This is a genomic window from Allomuricauda sp. TY007 (assembly GCF_010468565.1).
Taxonomy (GTDB): Bacteria; Bacteroidota; Bacteroidia; order Flavobacteriales; family Flavobacteriaceae; genus Flagellimonas.
In genome coordinates this window covers 104,056-124,715 of sequence record NZ_WUEG01000004.1, presented here as the reverse complement: position 1 = coordinate 124,715, position 20,660 = coordinate 104,056, and the positions used below count along the sequence as shown (strand labels likewise).

Sequence of the window (20,660 nt, the reverse complement as noted above, 5' to 3'; positions counted from 1 at the left end):
GAGGCGCAAATATAGGAATTTCATATCACAAAGATTTTAGGTTTTAAACAGAACTGCGATAAGTTTTTTAATCCGGTCAATTCTATTCTCGAATGAGTTTGTCGATCTCAAGTTTGATTCAGGGTCGAATCAGGAGTTTTTCATCGAAAAGTGGATAATTTATTAACAAAAGTGGTGTTATGTGGAGAAATGTGGAAATAAAATCTATATATTTGAGTTGTATTAAGTAACCAATTGATTTCTAGTGACCCATATTATAGGACAACATGATTGTAAAGCTGATTCCAAAGGAAGGGTATTGTTGCCTATTTCTTTGAAAAATCAGTTGTTGCCTGTTTTAAAGGAAGGGTTTGTTATCAAGCGGTCGGTTTTTCAGCAATGTTTGGAGTTGTACCCTAAGCAAGAGTTCGATGTCCTCATGCAGAAAGTCATGAAGAAAAGCAAAATCAACCGAAAGTACGATGCTTTCGTGAGAAACTTTGTGGCCGGTATGAAGGAAGTGAGCATTGATGGGGATTCCGGAAGATTGCAGATTCCAAAAAACTTAGTGGAGTTCGCTGGAATTGAGAAAGAGGTGGTTCTGAATGCGGTTTTTGATAAAATCGAGATTTGGAACAAGGATATGTACGAGAAAGTCTTGGCAGAAGGCGAGAAGGATTATGCCGATCTGGCCGAGGAGATTTTTGACGACGATGAATAGTGCATACCACAATCCGGTATTGCTGAAGGAATCAGTGGACGGATTGAACATAAAGGAAAATGGGGTGTATGTGGATGTCACCTTTGGTGGTGGCGGACACTCCAGGGAAATTTTAAAAAGATTGGGCGATGGTGGAAAGTTGTTCGCGTTTGATCAAGACGAGGATGCCCTGCAAAATGCATTGGATGATGACAGGTTCCAATTGATCAATCAAAACTTTCGCTACCTCAAACAGTATTTAAAGTTCTATGGCATTCGGAAAGTTGATGGAATCTTGGCGGATTTCGGGGTTTCTTCCCATCAGTTCGATGAGGCCGAGCGCGGTTTCTCCATTCGGTTCAATGCAGATTTGGATATGCGAATGGACAGGAACAATCAATTGACGGCCTTTCGGGTGGTGAACACCTATTCCCAAGAAGATTTAGCGTCGGTACTTTTTCAGTATGGCGAGTTGCGAAATGCAAATGCCATGGCCAAGACCATTGTTTCGGCACGGTCTGATGAGCCCATCAAAACAACAGATGATTTGAAAAAGGTTTTGAGCAGGTTTTTGCCAAAAATGAAGGAGAACAAAATTTTGGCTCAAATCTATCAAGCTATTAGGATAGAGGTAAACCAAGAAATAGCCGTGCTCAAGGAGTTTTTGGAGCAAGTGCCGGAGATGTTGAACAAAGGGGGGAGGTTGAGTTTGATCAGTTACCATTCCTTGGAAGATAGATTGGCAAAGCGCTTTATCCGTGCAGGAAAGTTCGACGGCGAACCCGAGAAGGATTTTTATGGAAATATCAATGTTCCATTAAAAAAAGTCGGGAAGTTGATTACGCCATCAGCAGAAGAAATAGCCAATAACAATAGAGCTAGAAGTGCAAAGCTCCGCATTGCGGAAAAAATATAAAGATGTGATTGAAATGTCATCTCGAGCTGTCACCCTGAGCGCAGTCGAAGGGGCAGTCGGAAGATGTGATGTGGATAGATTCCCGCCTTCGCGGGAATGACAAAGCGAACAAGAAATGAGAAAAGGATTGCTGGACATATTAAAAGGAAGGTTTTTGGTAAGCGGTGACGCTCCCAAAAACTGGATGTTTTTATTGTTTGCCTCTTTTTTGGCGGCTTTGATGATTTCCAGTAGTCATAATGCCGATAGAAAAGTATTGGAGATTGCTGAGTTGAACGAGGAAGTGCGAAAACTTAAAAGTGAGTTTTTTGAAGCCCGTTCCAGTGTTCAGCAACTTAAATTGGAATCGACCTTGCGGGAGGTGGTGGCCGAAAAAGGATTGGTGCCATCGGAAAACCCTCCACAAAAAATTAAAGTTAAATCAGCGGAATAGTGGCCATTACCGAAAAAAATATCATGAACAGACTGTACCTCGTTGCCGGGGGCTTGCTTGTTTTGGCCATTGCCGTAGTGGTAAAGTTGGTGGATATTCAAATGGTGCAGGGCAAAAAGTATAAGGAGTTGGCCTTGAGCAAAACCGAGAAAATGTTTACCATTGAGCCCAATCGTGGCAATCTTTATTCGGAAGATGGTAGTTTGTTGGCCGCATCCGTACCTAAATATGAAATCCGGTTTGACGCCCAGACCGTTTCACAAGAAAATTTTCAGAACAATGTGACTGCCCTGTCGGATTCCTTGGGCGCACTCTTCAATAGGCCATCTTCTTACTACAGACAGTTGTTCCGAAAGGCAAGGGCGAACGATAATCGCTACAAGTTGATAGCCCGAAATGTTGGGTATCTGGACTATGTGCGCATCAAACAGTTTCCGCTGTTCAACCTTGGACCATACAAGGGCGGATTTATTGAGACCCATCGTGTGGTTCGCGAGTACCCTTTGGGTAAAATGGCAGCAAGGAGCATTGGTTACGAGCGCGTGGATGAAAACGGGTACTACACCCGTGTAGGTTTGGACGGGGCATTTGGTGAATCCTATTTGCGCGGTAAGGAAGGAAAGCGATTAAAGCAAAAAATAGCCAAGGGACAATGGAAGCCAGTGGGGCTGGACAATATTGTAGAGCCTCAAGATGGTCTGGACGTGGTTTCGACCATCGATATCAATATTCAAGATATAGCCCATCATGAGTTACTGAAACAATTGGAAAAATATAAGGCCGACCATGGCTGTGTAGTGGTCATGGAAACCAAAACCGGCGAAATCAAGGCCATTTCCAATCTGGGAAGAACGTCCGAAGGCAAGTATTATGAAAAACTGAACTACGCTGTTGGAGAATCCCATGAACCAGGTTCCACTTTTAAATTGATGTCCCTAGTGGCAGCCTTGGAAGATAAGGTAATCGACACCAGTACCGTAATTGATACGGAAAAAGGAAGATACCGTATTTATGATGGTGTAGTGAAAGATTCTAAATGGGGCGGATACGGAAAGATTTCGGTCGCCGAGGCCTTTGCCGTTTCTTCCAACACGGCTTTTGCGAAAATCATCAACGAAAATTATAAGGAACAGCCCGAGAAATTCGTCAATCGCTTGATGAACATGGGACTTCATAAAAAATTGGACTTGCCGATTATAGGTGAGGGCGACCCGGTAATCCGTTACCCCGGTGATAAAGGTTGGTCCGGAATTTCTTTAGGTTGGATGTCGCACGGTTATGAAGTGTCCTTGACCCCGATACAGACCTTGGCTTTCTACAATGCCATTGCCAACAATGGCGAGTATGTAAAACCTCGATTGATTCAAGAAGTACGTGAAGGCAACAAGGTTTTTAAACGATTTGACAAGGAAGTGTTGAATTCTTCCATCTGTTCCAAAGAAACGGTAAAAAAGGCACAACAATTATTAAAGGATGTGGTGGAAAAGGATTATGGTACAGGACATAAACTGTACTCCAAAAACTTTTCTATGGCTGGAAAAACAGGTACCACACAAAAAAACTATGTAGAGAAGAATCCCGATAAGTTGGCATATATCTCATCATTTGCAGGGTATTTTCCAGCGGACAATCCAAAATATTCATGCATCGTGGTCATCCATGAGCCAGATAAACAGGAAGGGTATTATGGGGCTGATGTATCCGGTCCCGTATTCAAATCCATGGCGCAGAAAATACATGCCATTTCACCTATGGTAGATGAAGTGGACATCAAAGTTATTGAGGATAAGGACTTGGAGAAGCAGTACCAACAATATTATGCCCAAGTTCAAAAAAAATACGGCACTGTGCCCAATGTAAAAGGAATGAGCGGTATGGATGCCGTTTCCCTGTTGGAAAATCTGGGAATTGAAGTAGAGGTGCACGGCAACGGAAAAGTAAAGAATCAGTCGGTAAACCAAGGAACCAATATAAAACAGGTCAAAAAAATAGTATTGAAACTTTCATGAAGTTATTGAAGGACATATTATATGGTGTGAGTCTTTCCGCGGTGAGCGGGGATACCAATGTAATGGTGAACAATGTTCATTTTGATTCCAGAAAGGTGGAAATGGATGATGTGTTCGTGGCCATTCGTGGTACCGTTACCGATGGCCACAAATTCATACAAAAAGCTGTGGATTTGGGTGCACGTGCCATTGTGTGCGAAGAGCTTCCTGAACTCATGGTGAATGGGGTCACCTATTTACAGGTGGCCAATTGCAACAGTGCTCTGGCTGTTATTGCTTCCAATTTTTATGATAATCCATCCAAGAATTTAAAATTGGTCGGGGTAACGGGTACCAATGGAAAAACCACGGTGACCACGCTTTTGTACCATCTTTTCAAAAAAGCAGGTTTTAAAGTAGGCTTGATTTCTACCATAAAAGTAATGGTGGACGATGACGAGTACAAGACCACCCATACGACCCCCGATGTGCTTACCATCAACGATTATTTGTCCAAGATGAATGCAGCAGGTGTGGAGTTCTGTTTTATGGAGGTGAGTTCCCATGGAATTCATCAAAAAAGGGCGGAAGGACTTTATTTTGAAGGTGCCATCTTCACCAATCTGTCCCACGACCATTTGGATTACCACAAAACGTTTGCGGACTACAGGGACACCAAGAAAAAATTGTTCGATGGTTTGCCAAAAACCGCGTTTGCCTTGGTCAACATCGATGATAAAAATGGCTTGGTGATGCTACAGAACACCAAAGCCAAAAAATATACCTATGCCTTAAAATCCTTTGCCAATTACAGGGGGCAGATTTTGGAAAAGCAGTTCAATGGCCAACTATTAAAGGTGGACGATAATGAACTGTGGTCCAAACTTATTGGGGATTTCAATGCCTATAATTTATTGGCTATTTATGCCACGGCCGACATTTTGGGGCTCGAAAAGATGGAGACCCTTAGGTTGATGAGCGAGTTGGAAAATGTGGATGGCAGGTTTCAATATTACATATCAAAAGATAAGATAACGGCTATTGTTGATTATGCCCATACGCCGGATGCACTCAAAAATGTATTGATTACAATCAATGCATTGAGGACTGGAAATGAAAACGTCATCACCGTAGTGGGGTGTGGTGGTGACCGTGACAAGTCTAAGCGTCCGGTTATGGGTCATATCGCTTCGGAAATGAGCAATCAGGTCATTTTTACATCCGATAACCCCAGAACGGAATCACCTGCTGTCATAATTGAAGAAATGGAAGCTGGAGTAGAACCCCAAAACACAAGAAAGGTGCTATCCATTGAAAATAGGAAGCAAGCCATAAAAACGGCATGTAAACTGGCATTGACCAACGATATAATCCTAGTGGCGGGAAAAGGCCATGAGACCTATCAGGAAACCAATGGGGTCCGGGTAGATTTCGATGATTTTAAAGAAGTGAAAGAAGCTTTGTCCAGTTTGGGCAAATAAATTGAAATAGAAAATTCAAAGAAAAAGTCTAACGTCTAGATTCTAATATCTAACGTCTAAAATATGTTATACTACTTGTTCGAATTTTTAGAGAAACAATACCAACTGCCGGGCGCGGGACTTTTTCAATTCCTTACGTTCAGGGCCGCCTTGTCCGTATTGTTATCGCTATTGATCGCCATGGTCTACGGAAAACGAATCATATTGTTCCTTCAGAAAAAGCAGATTGGGGAAAGCATCCGTGATCTTGGTTTGGAAGGACAGAAGCAAAAAGCAGGAACACCCACCATGGGCGGACTTATCATCATCATGTCCACCTTATTGCCGGTGATTCTTTTTGCAGATATCAAAAATATCTATGTCATTCTTTTGATAGTGACTACGGTTTGGATGGGCGTTATCGGATTTATAGATGACTATATCAAAACCTTTAAAAAAGATAAGCAAGGTTTAAAGGGAAGGTTTAAAGTGATGGGGCAAGTTGGATTGGGTTTGATTGTTGGATTGACACTATATTTTCATCCAGCGGTTACCATTAAAGAAAAGGACTCGACCACCATAACCGAAAATTTTAAAGTAGAAAGGGTATTTGGCGATGAAACCAAAGCGGTACGTACCAATGTTCCCTTTTTTAAGAACAACGAACTGGATTACGCGGATTTTATCTCATGGATTGGTGACGGAGCCGAAGATTATGCATGGATCATCTTTATCCCTGTGGTGATTTTGATCGTGACCGCAGTTTCCAATGGAGCCAATCTTACGGATGGTATTGATGGTTTGGCAGCGGGGTCGTCGGCCATAATTGTGCTGACGCTCGGAATTTTTGCCTGGGTGTCCGGTAATATACAATTCTCTGATTATTTGGACATTTTTTACTTGCCTCGAGTGGGCGAGTTGGTGGTTTTTATTGCAGCTTTTGTTGGGGCTTTGGTCGGTTTTTTATGGTACAACACCTATCCGGCCCAAGTATTTATGGGAGATACCGGTAGTTTGACCATTGGTGGTGTTATTGCGGTTATTGCCATTATCGTTAGGAAAGAATTGTTGATTCCTATTTTATGCGGAATCTTCTTTGCGGAATCGCTGTCCGTGATGTTGCAGGTGGGCTATTTTAAGCACACAAAGAAGAAATATGGCGAAGGAAAGAGGATATTTTTAATGGCGCCCCTACATCATCACTATCAGAAAAAATTGTATCACGAGAGCAAGATAGTAACCCGTTTTTGGATTATAGGAATCATGCTGGCCATTATCAGCATCGTTACACTTAAAATTCGATAAAAATGGACCGCTTGGTGATACTCGGAGGAGGAGAAAGTGGCGTTGGAACCGCCATTTTGGGAAAGCAAAAAGGATTTGAGGTCTTTGTTTCGGACAAGGGCGACATAAAAGAGAATTACAAAAAAGTTCTTGAACATTTTGAGATTGAATGGGAGTCTGGCGAGCATACTGAAGCTAAAATTCTGAATGCAGACTTGGTGATGAAGAGTCCCGGGATTCCGGATACGGTTCCATTGGTGAAAAAACTTGTGGAAAAGGGTGTTCCGGTGATTTCGGAAATAGAGTTTGCATCAAAATATACCGATGCCAACTTGATTGGAATTACGGGAAGCAACGGGAAGACCACAACCACCATGTTAACGCACCATTTGTTGAAAGATGATGGGGTGAACGTGGGCATGGCTGGAAACATTGGTGATAGCTATGCTAAAATGGTGGCTGAGCAAGATTTTGATCATTATGTGTTGGAAATAAGCAGCTTTCAGTTGGACGGTATTGTGGATTTTAAGCCACATATCGCTGTAATTACCAACATAACGCCAGATCATTTGGATAGATATGATGACAAGTTTGAGAATTATATCGCATCCAAATTCAGAATAGCCATGAATCAGGATGAGAACGATTACCTGATTTATGATGCCGATGATGAGGTGATTCAAGAATGGTTGAAAAACCACCCTGTTCAATCCAAATTGATTCCTTTTTCTGTAAAAAGAAAACTGGAAGAAGGGGCTTGGCTGGAAAACAAAACGATAAAAATAAAACTAGAACATAAAACCTTGGAAATGAGTGAAGATATTTTGGCCTTAAAAGGGCAGCACAACGTAAAGAACACAATGGCAGCAAGTATGGCAGCCATGCTGGTTAAGGTCAGAAAGGAGACGATTCGCCAGAGTATCCAATCTTTTCAGGGCGTGCCCCACAGATTGGAAAATGTATTGAAGATCAACCATGTGGAATACATTAACGATTCCAAAGCAACCAATGTCAACGCTACTTATTATGCGTTGGATGGTATTAAAAAGCCGATTGTTTGGATTGTTGGGGGTGTCGATAAAGGAAACGATTATTCCGAATTGATGCCGTTGGTTCGGGAAAAGGTAAAGGCCATTATTTGCTTGGGTGTGGATAATTCCAAGTTGATAGATGCCTTTGGAAACGTAATCGACCTTATGGTAGAGACCTATTCCATGGAAGAAGCCGTTAAGGTGGCTTATAAAGTTGCGGAGCGCGGAGATGCTGTTTTGTTGTCACCTGCCTGTGCAAGCTTCGACCTTTTCAAAAATTATGAGGATAGGGGAGATCAATTTAAAAACGCAATAAAAAATTTGTAAAACGTGTTGGCAATATTCAAAAATCTGAAAGGTGATAAAGCCATTTGGGGCGTAGTGGCCCTCTTGGCTCTTTTCTCATTTTTGCCAGTGTACAGCGCCAGTACCAATTTGGTCTACGTCAATGGTGATGGGACCACTTTGGGCCATTTGGTAAAACATGCTGTGCTCTTGTTCTTGGGCTTTGGTATTATTTATGCCGTGCACAAGATACCTACACATTACTTTAAAGGGCTGTCCATAATTGCCATGCCCATTGTAATATTGCTGTTGATTTACACACTGACCGTGGAAACACGTATTGGTGGGGTGACCGCAAACCGCTGGATAAAGATTCCATTGGTCGGGGTCAATTTCCAGACATCGACATTAGCAGCAGTGGTCTTAATGATTTGGATTGCCAGGTACCTGACCAAGATCAAGGATGCAAAAATCACGTTCAAAGAAAGTATTTTACCGCTTTGGTTGCCTGTAGCCCTTGTGGTTCTGTTGATTTTGCCCGAAAACTTTTCAACCGCCGCCATTATCAGTTTAATGGTGTTGGTGCTGTGTTTTTTGGGGGGGTATCCTTTAAAATATTTGTTCGCCATAGTGGCGACAGGAATTGTATTTGCTGGAATGTTCCTGTTTGTACTTTTCAAGGCCCCCGAGGTGTTGCCGGACAGGGCGGGGACATGGAAATCACGGATAGAAACCTTTATTCACCCAGAGCAAGCGGATAAAGATGATCTGCACCAGCTGACCTTGGCGCAGATTGCCGTTGCCGAAGGTGGCGTAGTGGGCAAGGGAGCAGGAAAGAGTGTGATGAAGAACATGCTGTCCCAGAGTACGTCGGATTTCATTTTTGCCATCATAATTGAAGAATATGGTTTGTTGGGAGGCGGAGCTTTGCTCTTTTTCTACCTCTTGTTGCTTTTCAGGATAGTTGTGGTCGCACACTCGTCCAAAACGGTTTTTTCAAAATTATTGGTGATAGGCGTGGGATTGCCGATTGTGTTCCAAGCTTTCATCAATATGGCGGTAGTGGTACAGTTGTTTCCGGTTACGGGGCAGCCGTTGCCTTTGATCAGTATGGGAGGAACTTCGATTTGGATGACCTGTATGGCAATTGGGATCGTACTAAGTGCGAGCAACAGAAAGGAAAATTTGGAGGAGGAATCCCACGGAATAGATGAAACGAATCCTTTAGAAGTATTAAGTGGACAGCTATAGGTTTATACTTTCTGGAGGAGGAACGGGAGGACATATTTATCCTGCGGTGGCCATTGCGAACGAGCTGAAGAAAAGATATCCTGATGCAGAATTTTTGTTCGTTGGAGCCAAGGATAAAATGGAAATGGAAAAAGTGCCGCAAGCTGGTTACGAGATAAAGGGCTTGTGGATAAGTGGAATACAACGGAAGCTGACATTGAAAAATCTCATGTTTCCATTTAAACTGATAAGTAGTTTGTTAGAAGCGCGCAAAATAGTGAAACAATTTAAGCCTCACGTAGCAATTGGCACTGGAGGTTTTGCAAGCGGACCATTGTTGCGAATGGCCGAAAGCTTGGGAGTTCCCTGTGTGCTGCAAGAACAGAATTCCTTTGCTGGAATCACGAACAAGCTATTGGCAGGAAAAGCGAAGAAAATTTGTGTTGCCTACGATGGCATGGAGCGCTTTTTTCCGAAGGAGAAAATTGTAAAAACAGGAAACCCCATCCGAACCGATTTGGTGGACGTAAAAGAAAACAAGCAAGAAGCGAGCAACTTTTTTGGACTAGATGGGAACAAAAAAACAGTTCTTGTTTTGGGGGGGAGCCTTGGGGCAAGAAGAATCAATCAGTTGATTGAAAAAGAGCTCGATTTTTTTGCAAAACAAGAATTGCAAGTCCTTTGGCAATGTGGTAAGCTCTATCATAAAGAGTATAAGAAATACGAATCGGGGTCCGTCAAGGTATTGGCTTTTGTCAATCGGATGGACCTAGCCTATGCAGCAGCAGATGTTATCATCTCAAGGGCGGGTGCCGGCTCGGTCTCCGAGCTTTGTTTGGTGGGCAAACCTGTGATTTTTATCCCGTCGCCCAATGTGGCGGAGGACCATCAAACCCAAAATGCCAAAGCCTTGGTGGCCAAAGATGCGGCCATTATGCTGAGGGAAGTTGAGTTGGATGCCGAATTTGAAAAAAGGTTTCTGGGTTTAATGGATTCGAAAGAGACTCAGGACAAACTGGGAGAAAATATTAAAAAAATGGCCATGCCCAAGGCAACGGAGCATATTGTGGACGAAATAGTAAAGTTGTTGAAGTGAATTTGAAAGATATACATAGCGTTTATTTTATTGGCATCGGAGGCATAGGTATGTCCGCCTTGGCGCGCTATTTCAAATTTGTGGGCAAGGAGGTTGCTGGATACGACCGAACCCCGACACCCATTACCGATGGCTTGGTGGAAAAAGGCATTTTGGTCCATTTTGAGGATAATGTCGATTTGATTTCGGACACTTTCAAACATCCGAATACTTTGGTGGTGTACACGCCAGCCGTACCATCTTCACATTCAGAATTTAAATTTTACAAGAACCAAGGATTCAATCTAAAAAAACGTTCCGAGGTATTGGGGATGATTACCAAGGATTCTTTTTGCTTGGCCGTTGCGGGTACGCATGGCAAAACGACCACTACCTGCATTTTAGCACATTTGCTCAAAGAATGTGGATTGCCGTTGACTGCTTTCCTAGGTGGAATCTCGGAGGACTTCAATAGCAATTTTGTATTGGATGGTACCGAATATTCGGTGGTGGAGGCAGATGAGTTCGATCGCTCTTTCCTTCGTTTGACGCCAACCGTTGCTTGTGTGACATCGATGGATGCCGACCACTTGGATATTTACGGAACCAAAGAGGAATTGGAACGTTCATTCCATGAGTTTATTGAAAGGATCAAGCCTGAAGGGAAATTGTTCGTGCGCAAAGGTCTTCCTTTGGAAGGCACCACCTTCGGCATTGAAGATGGTGCCGATTACTGCATAGAAAATATTAAAATTGAACATGGAGCCTACATGTTCGATCTCGTAACACCTTCTGAGGTTATCAAGAACGTGAAGTTCAACAAGCCTGGAAGGCATAATTTACTCAATGGATTGGCTGCCTTTGCAATGGCGGAGCAAACTGGCTGCCCACCACACCGCCTTGCCAAAGCTTTGGCAACTTTTAAAGGCGTGCAGCGTAGGTTTTCTTATCAGATCAAGGAAAAAGACTTTGTGTTTATAGATGATTACGCCCACCATCCAACAGAGATCAGTGCGGTGCATCAAGCCATTCGGGAAATGCATGCAGGGGAGAAGGTGACCGTTATCTTTCAACCGCATCTTTTTTCAAGAACACAAGACTTTGCAGATGATTTTGCGGCAAGTCTTTCGGATTTTGATGAAATCATCCTGCTGGATATTTATCCGGCAAGGGAAGAACCGATTGAGGGAGTCACTTCTCAATGGTTATTGGAAAAAATAGAGAACCCCAATAAAAAGTTGATTTCAAAATCAGCACTGTTGGAAGAGGTGAGAAACTGCAAATCAGGGGTTTTGGTTGCTCTTGGTGCAGGGGATATTGGACTGGAAGTGCCAAAAATCAAAAAAGAATTGAGTTATGCGCATTAATTGGGATTACATAAAACTGGCATTTTTGTCCGTGGCCGTAATTGCGCTTTACGGTTTTGCCGAACAAAGAAATCAACAGAGAACAATCCAGAATGTGACGGTAAAATTTGTTGGCGAAAACAATTTGTATTTAACTGAAGATGCGGTTAATAAATTGTTAATACAAAATTACGGAGCCCTAGAGAATACGCCCAAAGAACAGTTAGTTTTGAATACTATAGAGGAGATTGTGCTATCCAATGATATGGTCAAAAATGCCCAGGTGTATCTTACTGTAAACGGGGAACTTGTGTCCAAGATTGTTCAGCGAAAGCCAATAGGAAGAGTGGAAAGTGTCTCCAAATTTTATTTGGATGATCAAGGCGAACGCATGCCGTTGTCAAGGCATCATTCGGCAAGGGTCCCCATAATCACTGGAAAGATTACAGGGAAAACCTTAGAGGATGCTTATGTGATTTTGAACTATATCAACAATGATGATTTTTTGAGAAAAAATGTGATTGGGATACATATCGAAGATGAAAACAAGTATCAGCTCAAATTACGCATGGAAAATTTTGTGGTGAATTTGGGCGGAGTGGACAATTTGAACAAAAAGTTCAAAAATTTTATGGCCTTTTATGCAAAGGCGGCCAAGGACAATTCCTTGGAAGATTATGCAACAGTGAGTTTGGAATTCAACAATCAAGTGGTTTGCACCAAAATTTAAAGTATGGAACAAGGTAATTATTCAGTTGGGTTGGATATTGGAACTACCAAGATCGTAGCGATTATCGGTAGGGAAAATGAGTATGGAAAAATAGAGATTTTGGGCACTGGACGATCTAAGAGTTTGGGTGTTCACCGTGGAGTAGTCAACAATATTACACAGACCATTTCATCTATTCAGCAAGCGGTGGAACAGGCCGAATTGAACTCGGGGCTTAAAATAGGTTCCGTGGTCGTAGGTATTGCGGGTCAGCATATTCGAAGCCTGCACCACAGCGACTACATAACCCGACCCAATTCCGAAGAGGTAATTGATAATGAAGATTTGGATAAACTGTGCAACCAAGTGTACAAATTGGTGATGCTACCCGGTGAGGAAATTATCCATGTGTTGCCGCAAGAGTACAAAGTGGACGGTCAATCGGAAATCAAAGAACCCGTGGGTATGTACGGTGGTCGATTGGAAGCCAACTTTCATGTGGTGGTGGGGCAAGTGTCATCCATAAAAAATATTGGAAGATGCATCAAAAGTGCCGGATTGGATTTAGGGAACATTACCCTAGAGCCTCTGGCGTCAGCTGATGCTGTTTTGAGTCAGGAAGAGAAGGAAGCAGGTGTTGCTTTGATCGATATAGGTGGCGGTACCACGGATTTGGCCATTTTCAAGGATGGTATTATCCGTCATACCTCCGTTATTCCTTTTGGAGGCAATGTGATTACCGAAGATATCAAAGAAGGCTGCTCCATTATCGAGAAACAGGCCGAACTATTGAAAATAAAATTTGGTTCCGCTTGGCCGGGAGAGAACAAGGACAACGAAATCGTGTCCATTCCTGGGTTAAGGGGACGTGAGCCCAAAGAAATCACCTTAAAAAACCTTTCCAAGATCATTCACGCCCGTGTAGTAGAGATTGTGGAGCAGGTGTATGTGGAGATAAAGAACTATGGGCACGAGGAACAAAAGAAAAAATTGATCGCAGGAATTGTCCTTACCGGAGGGGGAAGCCAACTGAAGCATTTAAAGCAATTGGTGGAATACATTACTGGTATGGATACAAGAATCGGTTATCCAAACGAGCACTTGGCCGGAGATTCGGACGAGGAGGTAGCAAGCCCATTATACGCAACGGCTGTTGGATTGCTAATGAATTCCTTGGAGGCCAAAAAGAAAAACCGCATTGTGGATCAAGAAGAGATGCACGAAGAAGAGGTTTTAGTAGGCCAAGAACACGATATGGAAGCCAAGACTAATGTGGCTTCGCATACGGAGAGAAAATCCATTTTTGACAAATGGTCAGAAAAGTTGAAGGACTTTTTGGACAATGCAGAATAATAACCTCACAAGAGAAACACAACTGTCATGAGTAAGAACACTGAATTTGACAACATAGCTTTTGATTTGCCCAAGAACAAAAGCAACGTAATTAAAGTAATCGGCGTAGGCGGTGGAGGAAGCAACGCCATCAACCACATGTTTCAGGCCGGTATCAATGGAGTGGATTTTGTAATCTGCAACACCGATGCGCAGGCTTTACAGAACAGTCCGGTATCCAACAAAATTCAATTGGGAGTAACCCTTACCGAAGGATTGGGTGCAGGAGCCAACCCCGAGGTTGGAGAACAAGCAGCCTTGGAAAGCATGGAAGATTTAAAGGCTATGCTGGACAACAATACCAAAATGGCATTTATTACCGCAGGAATGGGTGGCGGAACCGGTACTGGAGCAGCCCCTGTTATTGCCAAGATAGCCAAAGAAATGGATGTTCTAACGGTTGGTATCGTTACCATGCCGTTCCAGTTTGAAGGTGCCATGCGTAACAAACAAGCCCAAATCGGGATTGAGAAACTGCGTGCCAACGTAGATTCATTAATTGTCATCAACAACAACAAGCTTAGGGAAGTATACGGTAATCTTGGGTTTAAGGCCGGTTTCTCCAAGGCGGATGAGGTATTGGCCACTGCGGCAAGAGGTATCGCAGAGGTAATTACCCATCACTACACACAAAACATTGACCTTAGGGATGCCAAGACCGTACTTTCCAATAGCGGAACGGCTATTATGGGGTCGGCGGCAGCTTCAGGCTCGACAAGGGCTACCGAAGCCATTATGAAAGCTTTGGATTCTCCATTGTTGAACGATAACAAAATCAATGGGGCCAAAAACGTATTGTTGCTCATTGTTTCCGGTTCTCAAGAGATTACCATTGATGAAATCGGAGAGATCAACGATCATATCCAGATTGAGGCCGGCCACGGAGCCAATATCATTATGGGTGTAGGCGAAGATGAAAGCCTAGGTGAAGCCATTGCTGTAACGGTGATTGCCACAGGTTTTAATGTGGATCAGCAGGATAACATTGTAAATACGGAGTCCAAAAAGGTATTTTACACCTTGGAAGATGAGCAGACGGCAGAACAAGATTTAACTCCCGAAGCTACATCTGTACAGGAAGTTAAAGTTGAAAAAGCACCGGTTTCTGAACCAGAACCAACACCTGAGCCAGAACCAACAGTAGTGAAGCATACATTGGAGATGGAGGATGAAAAAGAAGACGCCTCCCAAAAAATGGAGAGCAAGAATCCAGAATTGATTCCAACGACCAACTATATCCGAAATTTCAATGTGTTTTACGAGGAAGTGGTTGCCGAACCGGTAGAGGATGATTTTGTAATCATCGAAGCAAAAAATGTAATCAATAATATTGATGTTGTAGATGCTGAAGAGGTATCTCCAAAGAGTAATGAGGACCAGTTCACCTTAAGCTTTGACATGCCATTGAACACTCAGCCTGAAGAGGAAGAGGATGACAAAGAACACACGGTAACCTTTAACTTGGATGACGGTATAGGGGATGTGGAAGTGAACGATTATGTAGAGGTAAAGCCTGTTTTGGAATATAAAAAAGAAGGTGAGACCCGATACGATTTGCAAGAGTACATGGAGTTGGAAAACAAGTTGACAGGGGCAAAATCCAAAGCGGAAACCCATGAACCAAAACTGGTGGAGAACGAACTTGTTTTTGAAAAGAAAACCGTAAAGAAGGCCGAAGGAAAAATTGAAGGTTCTGGACAAAGCGAAGAAACCATCGGTAATCTAGACCCAATGAACAGCTCCATCAGCGATATTTTAAAAGATCGTGCCGATGAACGTAGAAGAAAGTTGAAAAACTTCAACTATAAGTTCCAAAACAATAGGAGCAGTATAGACGATATAGAAAAGGAGCCGGCATACAAACGCCAAGGAGTGGATCTAAACGATGTTCCAAAGGAGCAAAAGGTGTCAAGAACCTCATTGGGCGAGGACAGCAATGATGATTTGCAATTGCGTTCCAACAACTCCTTTTTGCACGATAATGTTGATTAGTAGTGTTTAAATTAATGTCCATTTTAATGGAAAGCATAAACCCGGAAGTAGCGAAACTTACGGGTTTATTTTTTATATTCGCGAACTAAATCAGAACACATGGGTTTGCAAGAAAAGGTGATGACAGAAATGAAGGCCGCGATGAAGGCAAAAGATACTGTTGCCTTGGAATCATTGCGAGCAGTTAAGTCAGCTATCTTATTGGCAAAGACCGATAAGGGTGGTGGCGTAGAATTGTCTGAAGAAGACGAAATTAAACTGGTTCAAAAATTGGTGAAACAACGCAAGGACAGTGCGACGATTTACCAAGAACAAGGTCGTGAGGACTTGGCGGAACCCGAATTGGCACAGGTGGCCGTTATCGAAAAGTTTTTGCCCGAGCAACTTACCGAAGAGGAAATTGAAAAAGTAGTTGTAATGACCATTGACTCTGTTGGTGCTTCGGGAATGCAAGACATGGGCAAGGTGATGGGAATTGTTTCCAAAGAATTGGCCGGACAGGCCGACGGGAAAACCATTTCTGCCATAGTCAAGGCAAAATTGAGTTCATAAACAATAAATGGCCCAGTAGTTCAACTGGATACCCGCCGGCCGGCCGGCAGGGAATATCAGATTTTGGCTCTGAAAGTAATAGTAAAATAATGTTTCTCCTGTGTAATCAGGAATATAAAATGGCCCAGTAGTTCAACTGGATAGAATATCAGATTTCGGCTCTGAGGGTTGGGGGTTCGAATCCTCCCTGGGTCACATAATATTGGATTGAGTGTATTACGCTTATGTTTTGCAAAGTATGGTGGATGGCCGTCTTTACAAGGGCCATTGCGAAAACATCGAAAGCCGCTTGAGGGATCATAATACTGGTAAAACAAGATCTACAAAAGGATATGTTCCTTGGAAATTAGTTTATTTCGAAACTTTTGAAAGTAGGGAAGAAGCAATTGAAAGGGAAAGATATCTTAAATCTGGAGTAGGAAGGGAATTTCTGAAAACACAAATATTGTCCCAGTAGTTCAACTGGATAACCGCCTGCCGGTAGGCAGGGAATATCAGATTTTGGCTCTGAGGGTTGTGGGTTCGAATTCCTGTCTGCCGACAGGCAGACTCCCTGGGTCACAAAGAAGAAAAAGCAGGCTGGCCAGCCTGCTTTTTCTATGGGTCAACCTTCTTACTTTACTCATTGTTTGTTGTAGGTAAGAATTTGCAAACCATCGTGAAACACTTCGCTTTTGATCAAATTCCAGCGGGTGGCCGTGTTGGAATTTCCGAACAATCTGGTGCCTTCAGCCAAAATAATTGGGTTTAGCTTCAATTTTAGTTGGTCGATCAGATCATGGTCCAATAGCCAACCGGCAAATTCGCCGCCACCGCACAGGTAAATGTCCGTTTTAGCGGCTTCTTTTATTTTTTTCACCCGATCAATGGACATTTTTTCAATATGTACATTATCGGCCAGATTTTCCAATTGCATGGATTCAGAGAAAATATGGTGCTCCATGTTGGGATATGCAGGTTGCCCAGGTTCTAGACCAAATTTATAACCAAACTCATACGTTTTTCTTCCCATAATAACGGTTTCAAACTTGGAAAGATCGGATTGGTATTTTTCAACTCCTTCACCTTGAAGGATAAATTGGCTGATATCGTCATTCTTTCCGGCAATAAAACCATCCAAGGAACTTGCTACATAATAAATAATCTGTTTCATCATCTTTGTTTTATTCGAATGGTTCAAAACAGTCGTAGTTTCTCTGACTGATGATTTTGCCATCCACAAATTCATAAAATTGAGCAAAGTAGGCTTTCATTTCTGAGCCGGGTTCCAGCTTTCCAATAGGAATGGCAAGTATTCCTGTCCAAACAGCTTCTATTATAATCGTGGAGCCAACAGAATGGGTTTTTACAATATCATACTTTTCGCTCCTCAATACATTTTTACCGGCTTTACCAGCTTCTTTTAAGGCATCAAGGTTTCTTACGGCCTTGTGTTTGGTCAATGTGTTGGGGAATTCAATCTGTTCCACGTCAGGATGATAAAATGGAATCAACTCTTCAAAGCTTTCTCGGTTTTCCAGCGTGTGGAGAAATTTTTTTACAGTTTCTTCTAAATTCATTTCTGTAGGCATTTAATGTTACTTATTTATTATAATATGAGGTTCTATATGACTCGTTTGGCTTGCTCAATATGTCGTTGGTTGTGGAATATCACAAATCGCAATGTATCACCAAGCCTTAAATTGATCCATTTAGATAAGGAGGTCGGGGTTTTTAATTTGGTTAGGTCCTTGTCGCCTGCATCGTTCAAATAATCCAATAATTGTTCTTGTTGATAAATAAATTTATCCAAAACGGATTTGTCCAATGAACTATTGATAGGGTTCATTGATTTGGGCGTTTTCATCTTATTCAATTTTTCTTTCGGTTTTATGGTGTTGGCAAAGTAATTCCCCAAAAAGCCGCTTTTAAATGTTGCTGATTTGGGGTGTTTGGAATTTTGCATGCTCTTTTTGATTTCTGGAATGTAGAAATCGCCGTACCTGTTCAAATGCTCAATGCACTCCAAAATGCTCCAGCTATCACTGGTTTTTCTGTGGTTGAGCTCTTGTTCCGAGAGTGTTTTAAAAGTTTGTACTTCGTTCATGTTGACCTTGGTGATTTTAATCAGATCATCAATCAGTTTGTTTGATTCCATGGTGTTTAATTTTTGTGCAAACTACGTCTGGTAGTACTGTTTTTTATTGATTGAGATCAAGATTTTTTTAATCTAGATAGGGTTTCCGGGGTCATTCTCAAATAAGAGGCAATGTGCTTGTTAGGTATTTCCTGAAACAACTGTGGACTTCTCTTCAAGACCCTTTGGTAACGTTTTGCAGGTGAAACCGTTAAAATATCCTTTTCCCTTTCCAATAGTTGTAATATAAGTTGTTCCATAAAGGTGTCCCAGATTTGTTTGTTGCGCTCATTACTGTTGATCAAACTGAAAAAGTTGACTTTTGAAATTACTTTTAGCTCTGATTTTCTAATGGCCTGAATGTATACATCGGACGGTTGTTCAGATAAAAAGCTGTCCAAGGTAGCAACAAAGTCCTTTTCATAGCCAAATCTGATGATATGCTCTTCATAATCGTCCAGAATAAAGATTTTTATGGCCCCTGCAATAATGTAATAGAGGTTGGTGTCCGTACTTCCACTTACCTTTAGGTATTCGTTTCTTTTTAGGGAAACTTCTTTTTTCCATAGGTTTTCTTTATCTATTTGATGGTACAGTTCTTGGATGATATCCATTTTGATGGATTTATGAGGCTTTATTGCAAAAGTTGGTTTACCTACTCTTTTTCTTGGTCATGATTGATTCGTACTCCATTTTAGTTAGTTTCCATTGGTTCACCATTTGTTCAAAATTTGATGCGCCGGGAACGGTTAGGTATTGCTTTATAAATGTAAAACCGATTTTTCCCATCGCCTTATTTGGTGCTGGGTTAAGGGCGTATGGTTCACAGTACAGTTCTTGTAGTTTCAGGTTTTTGAAGTAGAAAGGAAGTGATTTTTTAATGAGTCTTGTTCCAATTCCCCTTTGTCTGTTAGAGTGCCTCCAAATGTGCAAATGCATAAAGGCTTTTTTGCCGTATTCAATTTGGTTTACGTTGGAGCAGCCAATGGGTTCATCATCGTAAAGCCAGGTTAAAAAGTAGGCTTTTCGTTTTTCCATAGGCACGCCAATTTGATCGTTTACCAGTTTTTCTATCTGTTCTTTGGTAGGCCTTTTCTTTGTGTCTACTCCCATATCAAGCAAATATTGGTCGGTGGCATTTAACCAGTATTGGGCAAAATGCTCAATATCGCTTTGTTTCATTTCCCGAACGGATAGTTTCATTTGTTTAGTTTCTAGTTTAAGCACAAATTTCCATCTTCTTTCTTCCAGCTTTGACACGAATTTCACTAATTGCTCGAATCAAGTATCAAACATCGGACTTCAAACTTCTGACATCGGACTTCCGACTTCCGACATCAAACATCCTACTTCCAGCTTTGACACGAATTTCACTAATTGCTCGAATCAAGTATCAAACTTCGGACATCGTGCTTCTGACTCCTGATTCAAATTCCAATAACAAAATAACCAGTAACCGAATAACCCAGTAACTGAGTAACTCCTGTGGCAGAACTTAATCCAACCCAAGCAGGGAGACGGTTTCCTCGTAGGTTTTTGGTATTTTACTGGCCATACCGTTGGCCTGGGCCATGTTAGCGGGTACCAAGACATAACGAACTGCATAGTCCAAGCTTTGTGCCACATTTATGGCAGTACCATGGCCTTGCATGTTGAACCGGAATCCTTCCCATATAACATCATCAGTAGAAAATTTGCCATACCTGAAATAATAGGAACTACCACCTTCAAAAGAACTGGTAAATGGTAGTCCAAGTATTATAGTGTCAGCCGTCTTTAAATACATCATGGCAATGCCGCCATTTTCCACATATTCCATAATACCATCCACCGGAATATCCATGTAGGCCCATTCTGCGGTTACCTTTTCAGTCCATTCTATATCAATCCAATCGGAGGCAATCACGTTTGCATTTCCGTCTTGTCCGTCCACACCATCTTTTCCTGCAGGCCCTGTTTCTCCATCCTCGCCAGAGCAGCCCAATGCCAATGATAGGCAAACTCCGATTGAGAAGAGTAAGATGTTTTTTAGCAAAGTCTTTTTGGCTTTCATGATATGTATGGATTTGTGTTGTGTTATAAAAATAACCCGACAGGTTAAAAAATATGGTATGAGAAAAATACCTGCTGGGTATCTGGTTTAAAAAGTTCAAGTTCAAGAGTCAAGTTCAA

Annotated in this window: 21 protein-coding genes and 1 tRNA gene; 16 read left to right on the top strand and 6 right to left on the bottom strand. The window is 42.1% G+C overall.

Features of this window, described 5'->3' with window-relative positions:
• Positions 1–244 precede the first annotated feature (244 nt).
• From mraZ to GO009_RS05345, 16 genes are all read left to right on the top strand, one after another.
• Positions 245–700 carry a division/cell wall cluster transcriptional repressor MraZ gene (mraZ, locus tag GO009_RS05420; RefSeq protein ID WP_014033327.1) on the top strand — a complete coding sequence of 152 codons (456 nt, stop codon included), beginning with the start codon at positions 245–247 and terminating at the stop codon, positions 698–700.
• Positions 693–1,595, top strand: a complete 903-nt coding sequence (gene rsmH / locus GO009_RS05415; RefSeq protein WP_163625202.1) for a 16S rRNA (cytosine(1402)-N(4))-methyltransferase RsmH — start codon at positions 693–695, stop codon at positions 1,593–1,595. The genes mraZ and rsmH overlap by 8 nt, the downstream gene beginning before the upstream one ends.
• A gap of 115 nt (positions 1,596–1,710) precedes the next feature.
• On the top strand, positions 1,711–2,028 hold the full coding sequence (locus tag GO009_RS05410) for an FtsL-like putative cell division protein (protein ID WP_163625201.1): 318 nt from the start codon (positions 1,711–1,713) through the stop codon (positions 2,026–2,028).
• Complete coding sequence (locus GO009_RS05405) at positions 2,028–4,037, top strand: penicillin-binding protein (protein WP_163625200.1); 2,010 nt, start codon at positions 2,028–2,030, stop codon at positions 4,035–4,037. The genes GO009_RS05410 and GO009_RS05405 overlap by 1 nt, the downstream gene beginning before the upstream one ends.
• Entirely contained in the window at positions 4,034–5,497 is a 1,464-nt protein-coding gene (locus GO009_RS05400) for a UDP-N-acetylmuramoyl-L-alanyl-D-glutamate--2,6-diaminopimelate ligase (RefSeq protein WP_163625199.1), read from the top strand. Before GO009_RS05405 ends, GO009_RS05400 begins: the two co-directional genes overlap by 4 nt.
• Positions 5,498–5,560: 63 nt before the next feature.
• Complete coding sequence (gene mraY, locus GO009_RS05395; RefSeq protein WP_163625198.1) at positions 5,561–6,781, top strand: phospho-N-acetylmuramoyl-pentapeptide-transferase; 1,221 nt, start codon at positions 5,561–5,563, stop codon at positions 6,779–6,781.
• Between the two features lie 2 nt (positions 6,782–6,783).
• The gene (gene murD, locus GO009_RS05390; protein WP_163625197.1) at positions 6,784–8,118 is read left to right on the top strand and encodes a UDP-N-acetylmuramoyl-L-alanine--D-glutamate ligase; all 1,335 of its coding nucleotides are present in this window, start codon (positions 6,784–6,786) and stop codon (positions 8,116–8,118) included.
• Positions 8,119–8,121: 3 nt separating this feature from the next.
• Positions 8,122–9,327: an FtsW/RodA/SpoVE family cell cycle protein gene (locus GO009_RS05385; protein ID WP_163625196.1), complete on the top strand. Its 1,206-nt coding sequence runs from the start codon at positions 8,122–8,124 to the stop codon at positions 9,325–9,327.
• Positions 9,314–10,402, top strand: coding sequence for an undecaprenyldiphospho-muramoylpentapeptide beta-N-acetylglucosaminyltransferase (murG, locus tag GO009_RS05380; protein ID WP_163625195.1), 1,089 nt, complete (start codon positions 9,314–9,316; stop codon positions 10,400–10,402). Before GO009_RS05385 ends, murG begins: the two co-directional genes overlap by 14 nt.
• Entirely contained in the window at positions 10,399–11,748 is a 1,350-nt protein-coding gene (gene murC, locus GO009_RS05375) for a UDP-N-acetylmuramate--L-alanine ligase (protein WP_163625194.1), read from the top strand. Before murG ends, murC begins: the two co-directional genes overlap by 4 nt.
• On the top strand, positions 11,738–12,457 hold the full coding sequence (locus GO009_RS05370; protein ID WP_163625193.1) for a cell division protein FtsQ/DivIB: 720 nt from the start codon (positions 11,738–11,740) through the stop codon (positions 12,455–12,457). The genes murC and GO009_RS05370 overlap by 11 nt, the downstream gene beginning before the upstream one ends.
• A 3-nt stretch (positions 12,458–12,460) precedes the next feature.
• The gene (gene ftsA / locus GO009_RS05365; RefSeq protein ID WP_163625192.1) at positions 12,461–13,789 is read left to right on the top strand and encodes a cell division protein FtsA; all 1,329 of its coding nucleotides are present in this window, start codon (positions 12,461–12,463) and stop codon (positions 13,787–13,789) included.
• A gap of 27 nt (positions 13,790–13,816) precedes the next feature.
• On the top strand, positions 13,817–15,820 hold the full coding sequence (ftsZ, locus tag GO009_RS05360) for a cell division protein FtsZ (RefSeq protein WP_163625191.1): 2,004 nt from the start codon (positions 13,817–13,819) through the stop codon (positions 15,818–15,820).
• A 99-nt stretch (positions 15,821–15,919) separates the two neighbouring features.
• Positions 15,920–16,372: a GatB/YqeY domain-containing protein gene (locus tag GO009_RS05355; protein WP_163625190.1), complete on the top strand. Its 453-nt coding sequence runs from the start codon at positions 15,920–15,922 to the stop codon at positions 16,370–16,372.
• Between the two features lie 121 nt (positions 16,373–16,493).
• Positions 16,494–16,567 (top strand) — tRNA-Arg (locus GO009_RS05350).
• Positions 16,568–16,583: 16 nt separating this feature from the next.
• Positions 16,584–16,829 (top strand): GIY-YIG nuclease family protein, encoded by a 246-nt coding sequence (locus GO009_RS05345; RefSeq protein ID WP_163625189.1) that lies wholly within the window; start codon positions 16,584–16,586, stop codon positions 16,827–16,829.
• Positions 16,830–16,994: 165 nt separating this feature from the next.
• On the opposite strand, the gene GO009_RS05340 is transcribed toward GO009_RS05345, so the two are convergent.
• From GO009_RS05340 to GO009_RS05315, 6 genes are all read right to left on the bottom strand, one after another.
• Positions 16,995–17,525: a dihydrofolate reductase family protein gene (locus tag GO009_RS05340; RefSeq protein WP_239057392.1), complete on the bottom strand. Its 531-nt coding sequence runs from the start codon at positions 17,523–17,525 to the stop codon at positions 16,995–16,997.
• Between the two features lie 10 nt (positions 17,526–17,535).
• Positions 17,536–17,931 carry a nuclear transport factor 2 family protein gene (locus GO009_RS05335; protein ID WP_163625187.1) on the bottom strand — a complete coding sequence of 132 codons (396 nt, stop codon included), beginning with the start codon at positions 17,929–17,931 and terminating at the stop codon, positions 17,536–17,538.
• Positions 17,932–17,975: 44 nt separating this feature from the next.
• The gene (locus GO009_RS05330) at positions 17,976–18,509 is read right to left on the bottom strand and encodes a DinB family protein (protein WP_163625186.1); all 534 of its coding nucleotides are present in this window, start codon (positions 18,507–18,509) and stop codon (positions 17,976–17,978) included.
• A 56-nt stretch (positions 18,510–18,565) separates the two neighbouring features.
• On the bottom strand, positions 18,566–19,102 hold the full coding sequence (locus tag GO009_RS05325) for a Crp/Fnr family transcriptional regulator (protein ID WP_163625185.1): 537 nt from the start codon (positions 19,100–19,102) through the stop codon (positions 18,566–18,568).
• 37 nt (positions 19,103–19,139) lie between these two features.
• On the bottom strand, positions 19,140–19,691 hold the full coding sequence (locus tag GO009_RS05320) for a GNAT family N-acetyltransferase (RefSeq protein ID WP_163625184.1): 552 nt from the start codon (positions 19,689–19,691) through the stop codon (positions 19,140–19,142).
• 292 nt (positions 19,692–19,983) lie between these two features.
• Positions 19,984–20,541: a hypothetical protein gene (locus tag GO009_RS05315; protein ID WP_163625183.1), complete on the bottom strand. Its 558-nt coding sequence runs from the start codon at positions 20,539–20,541 to the stop codon at positions 19,984–19,986.
• Between the last annotated feature and the right edge of the window lie 119 nt (positions 20,542–20,660).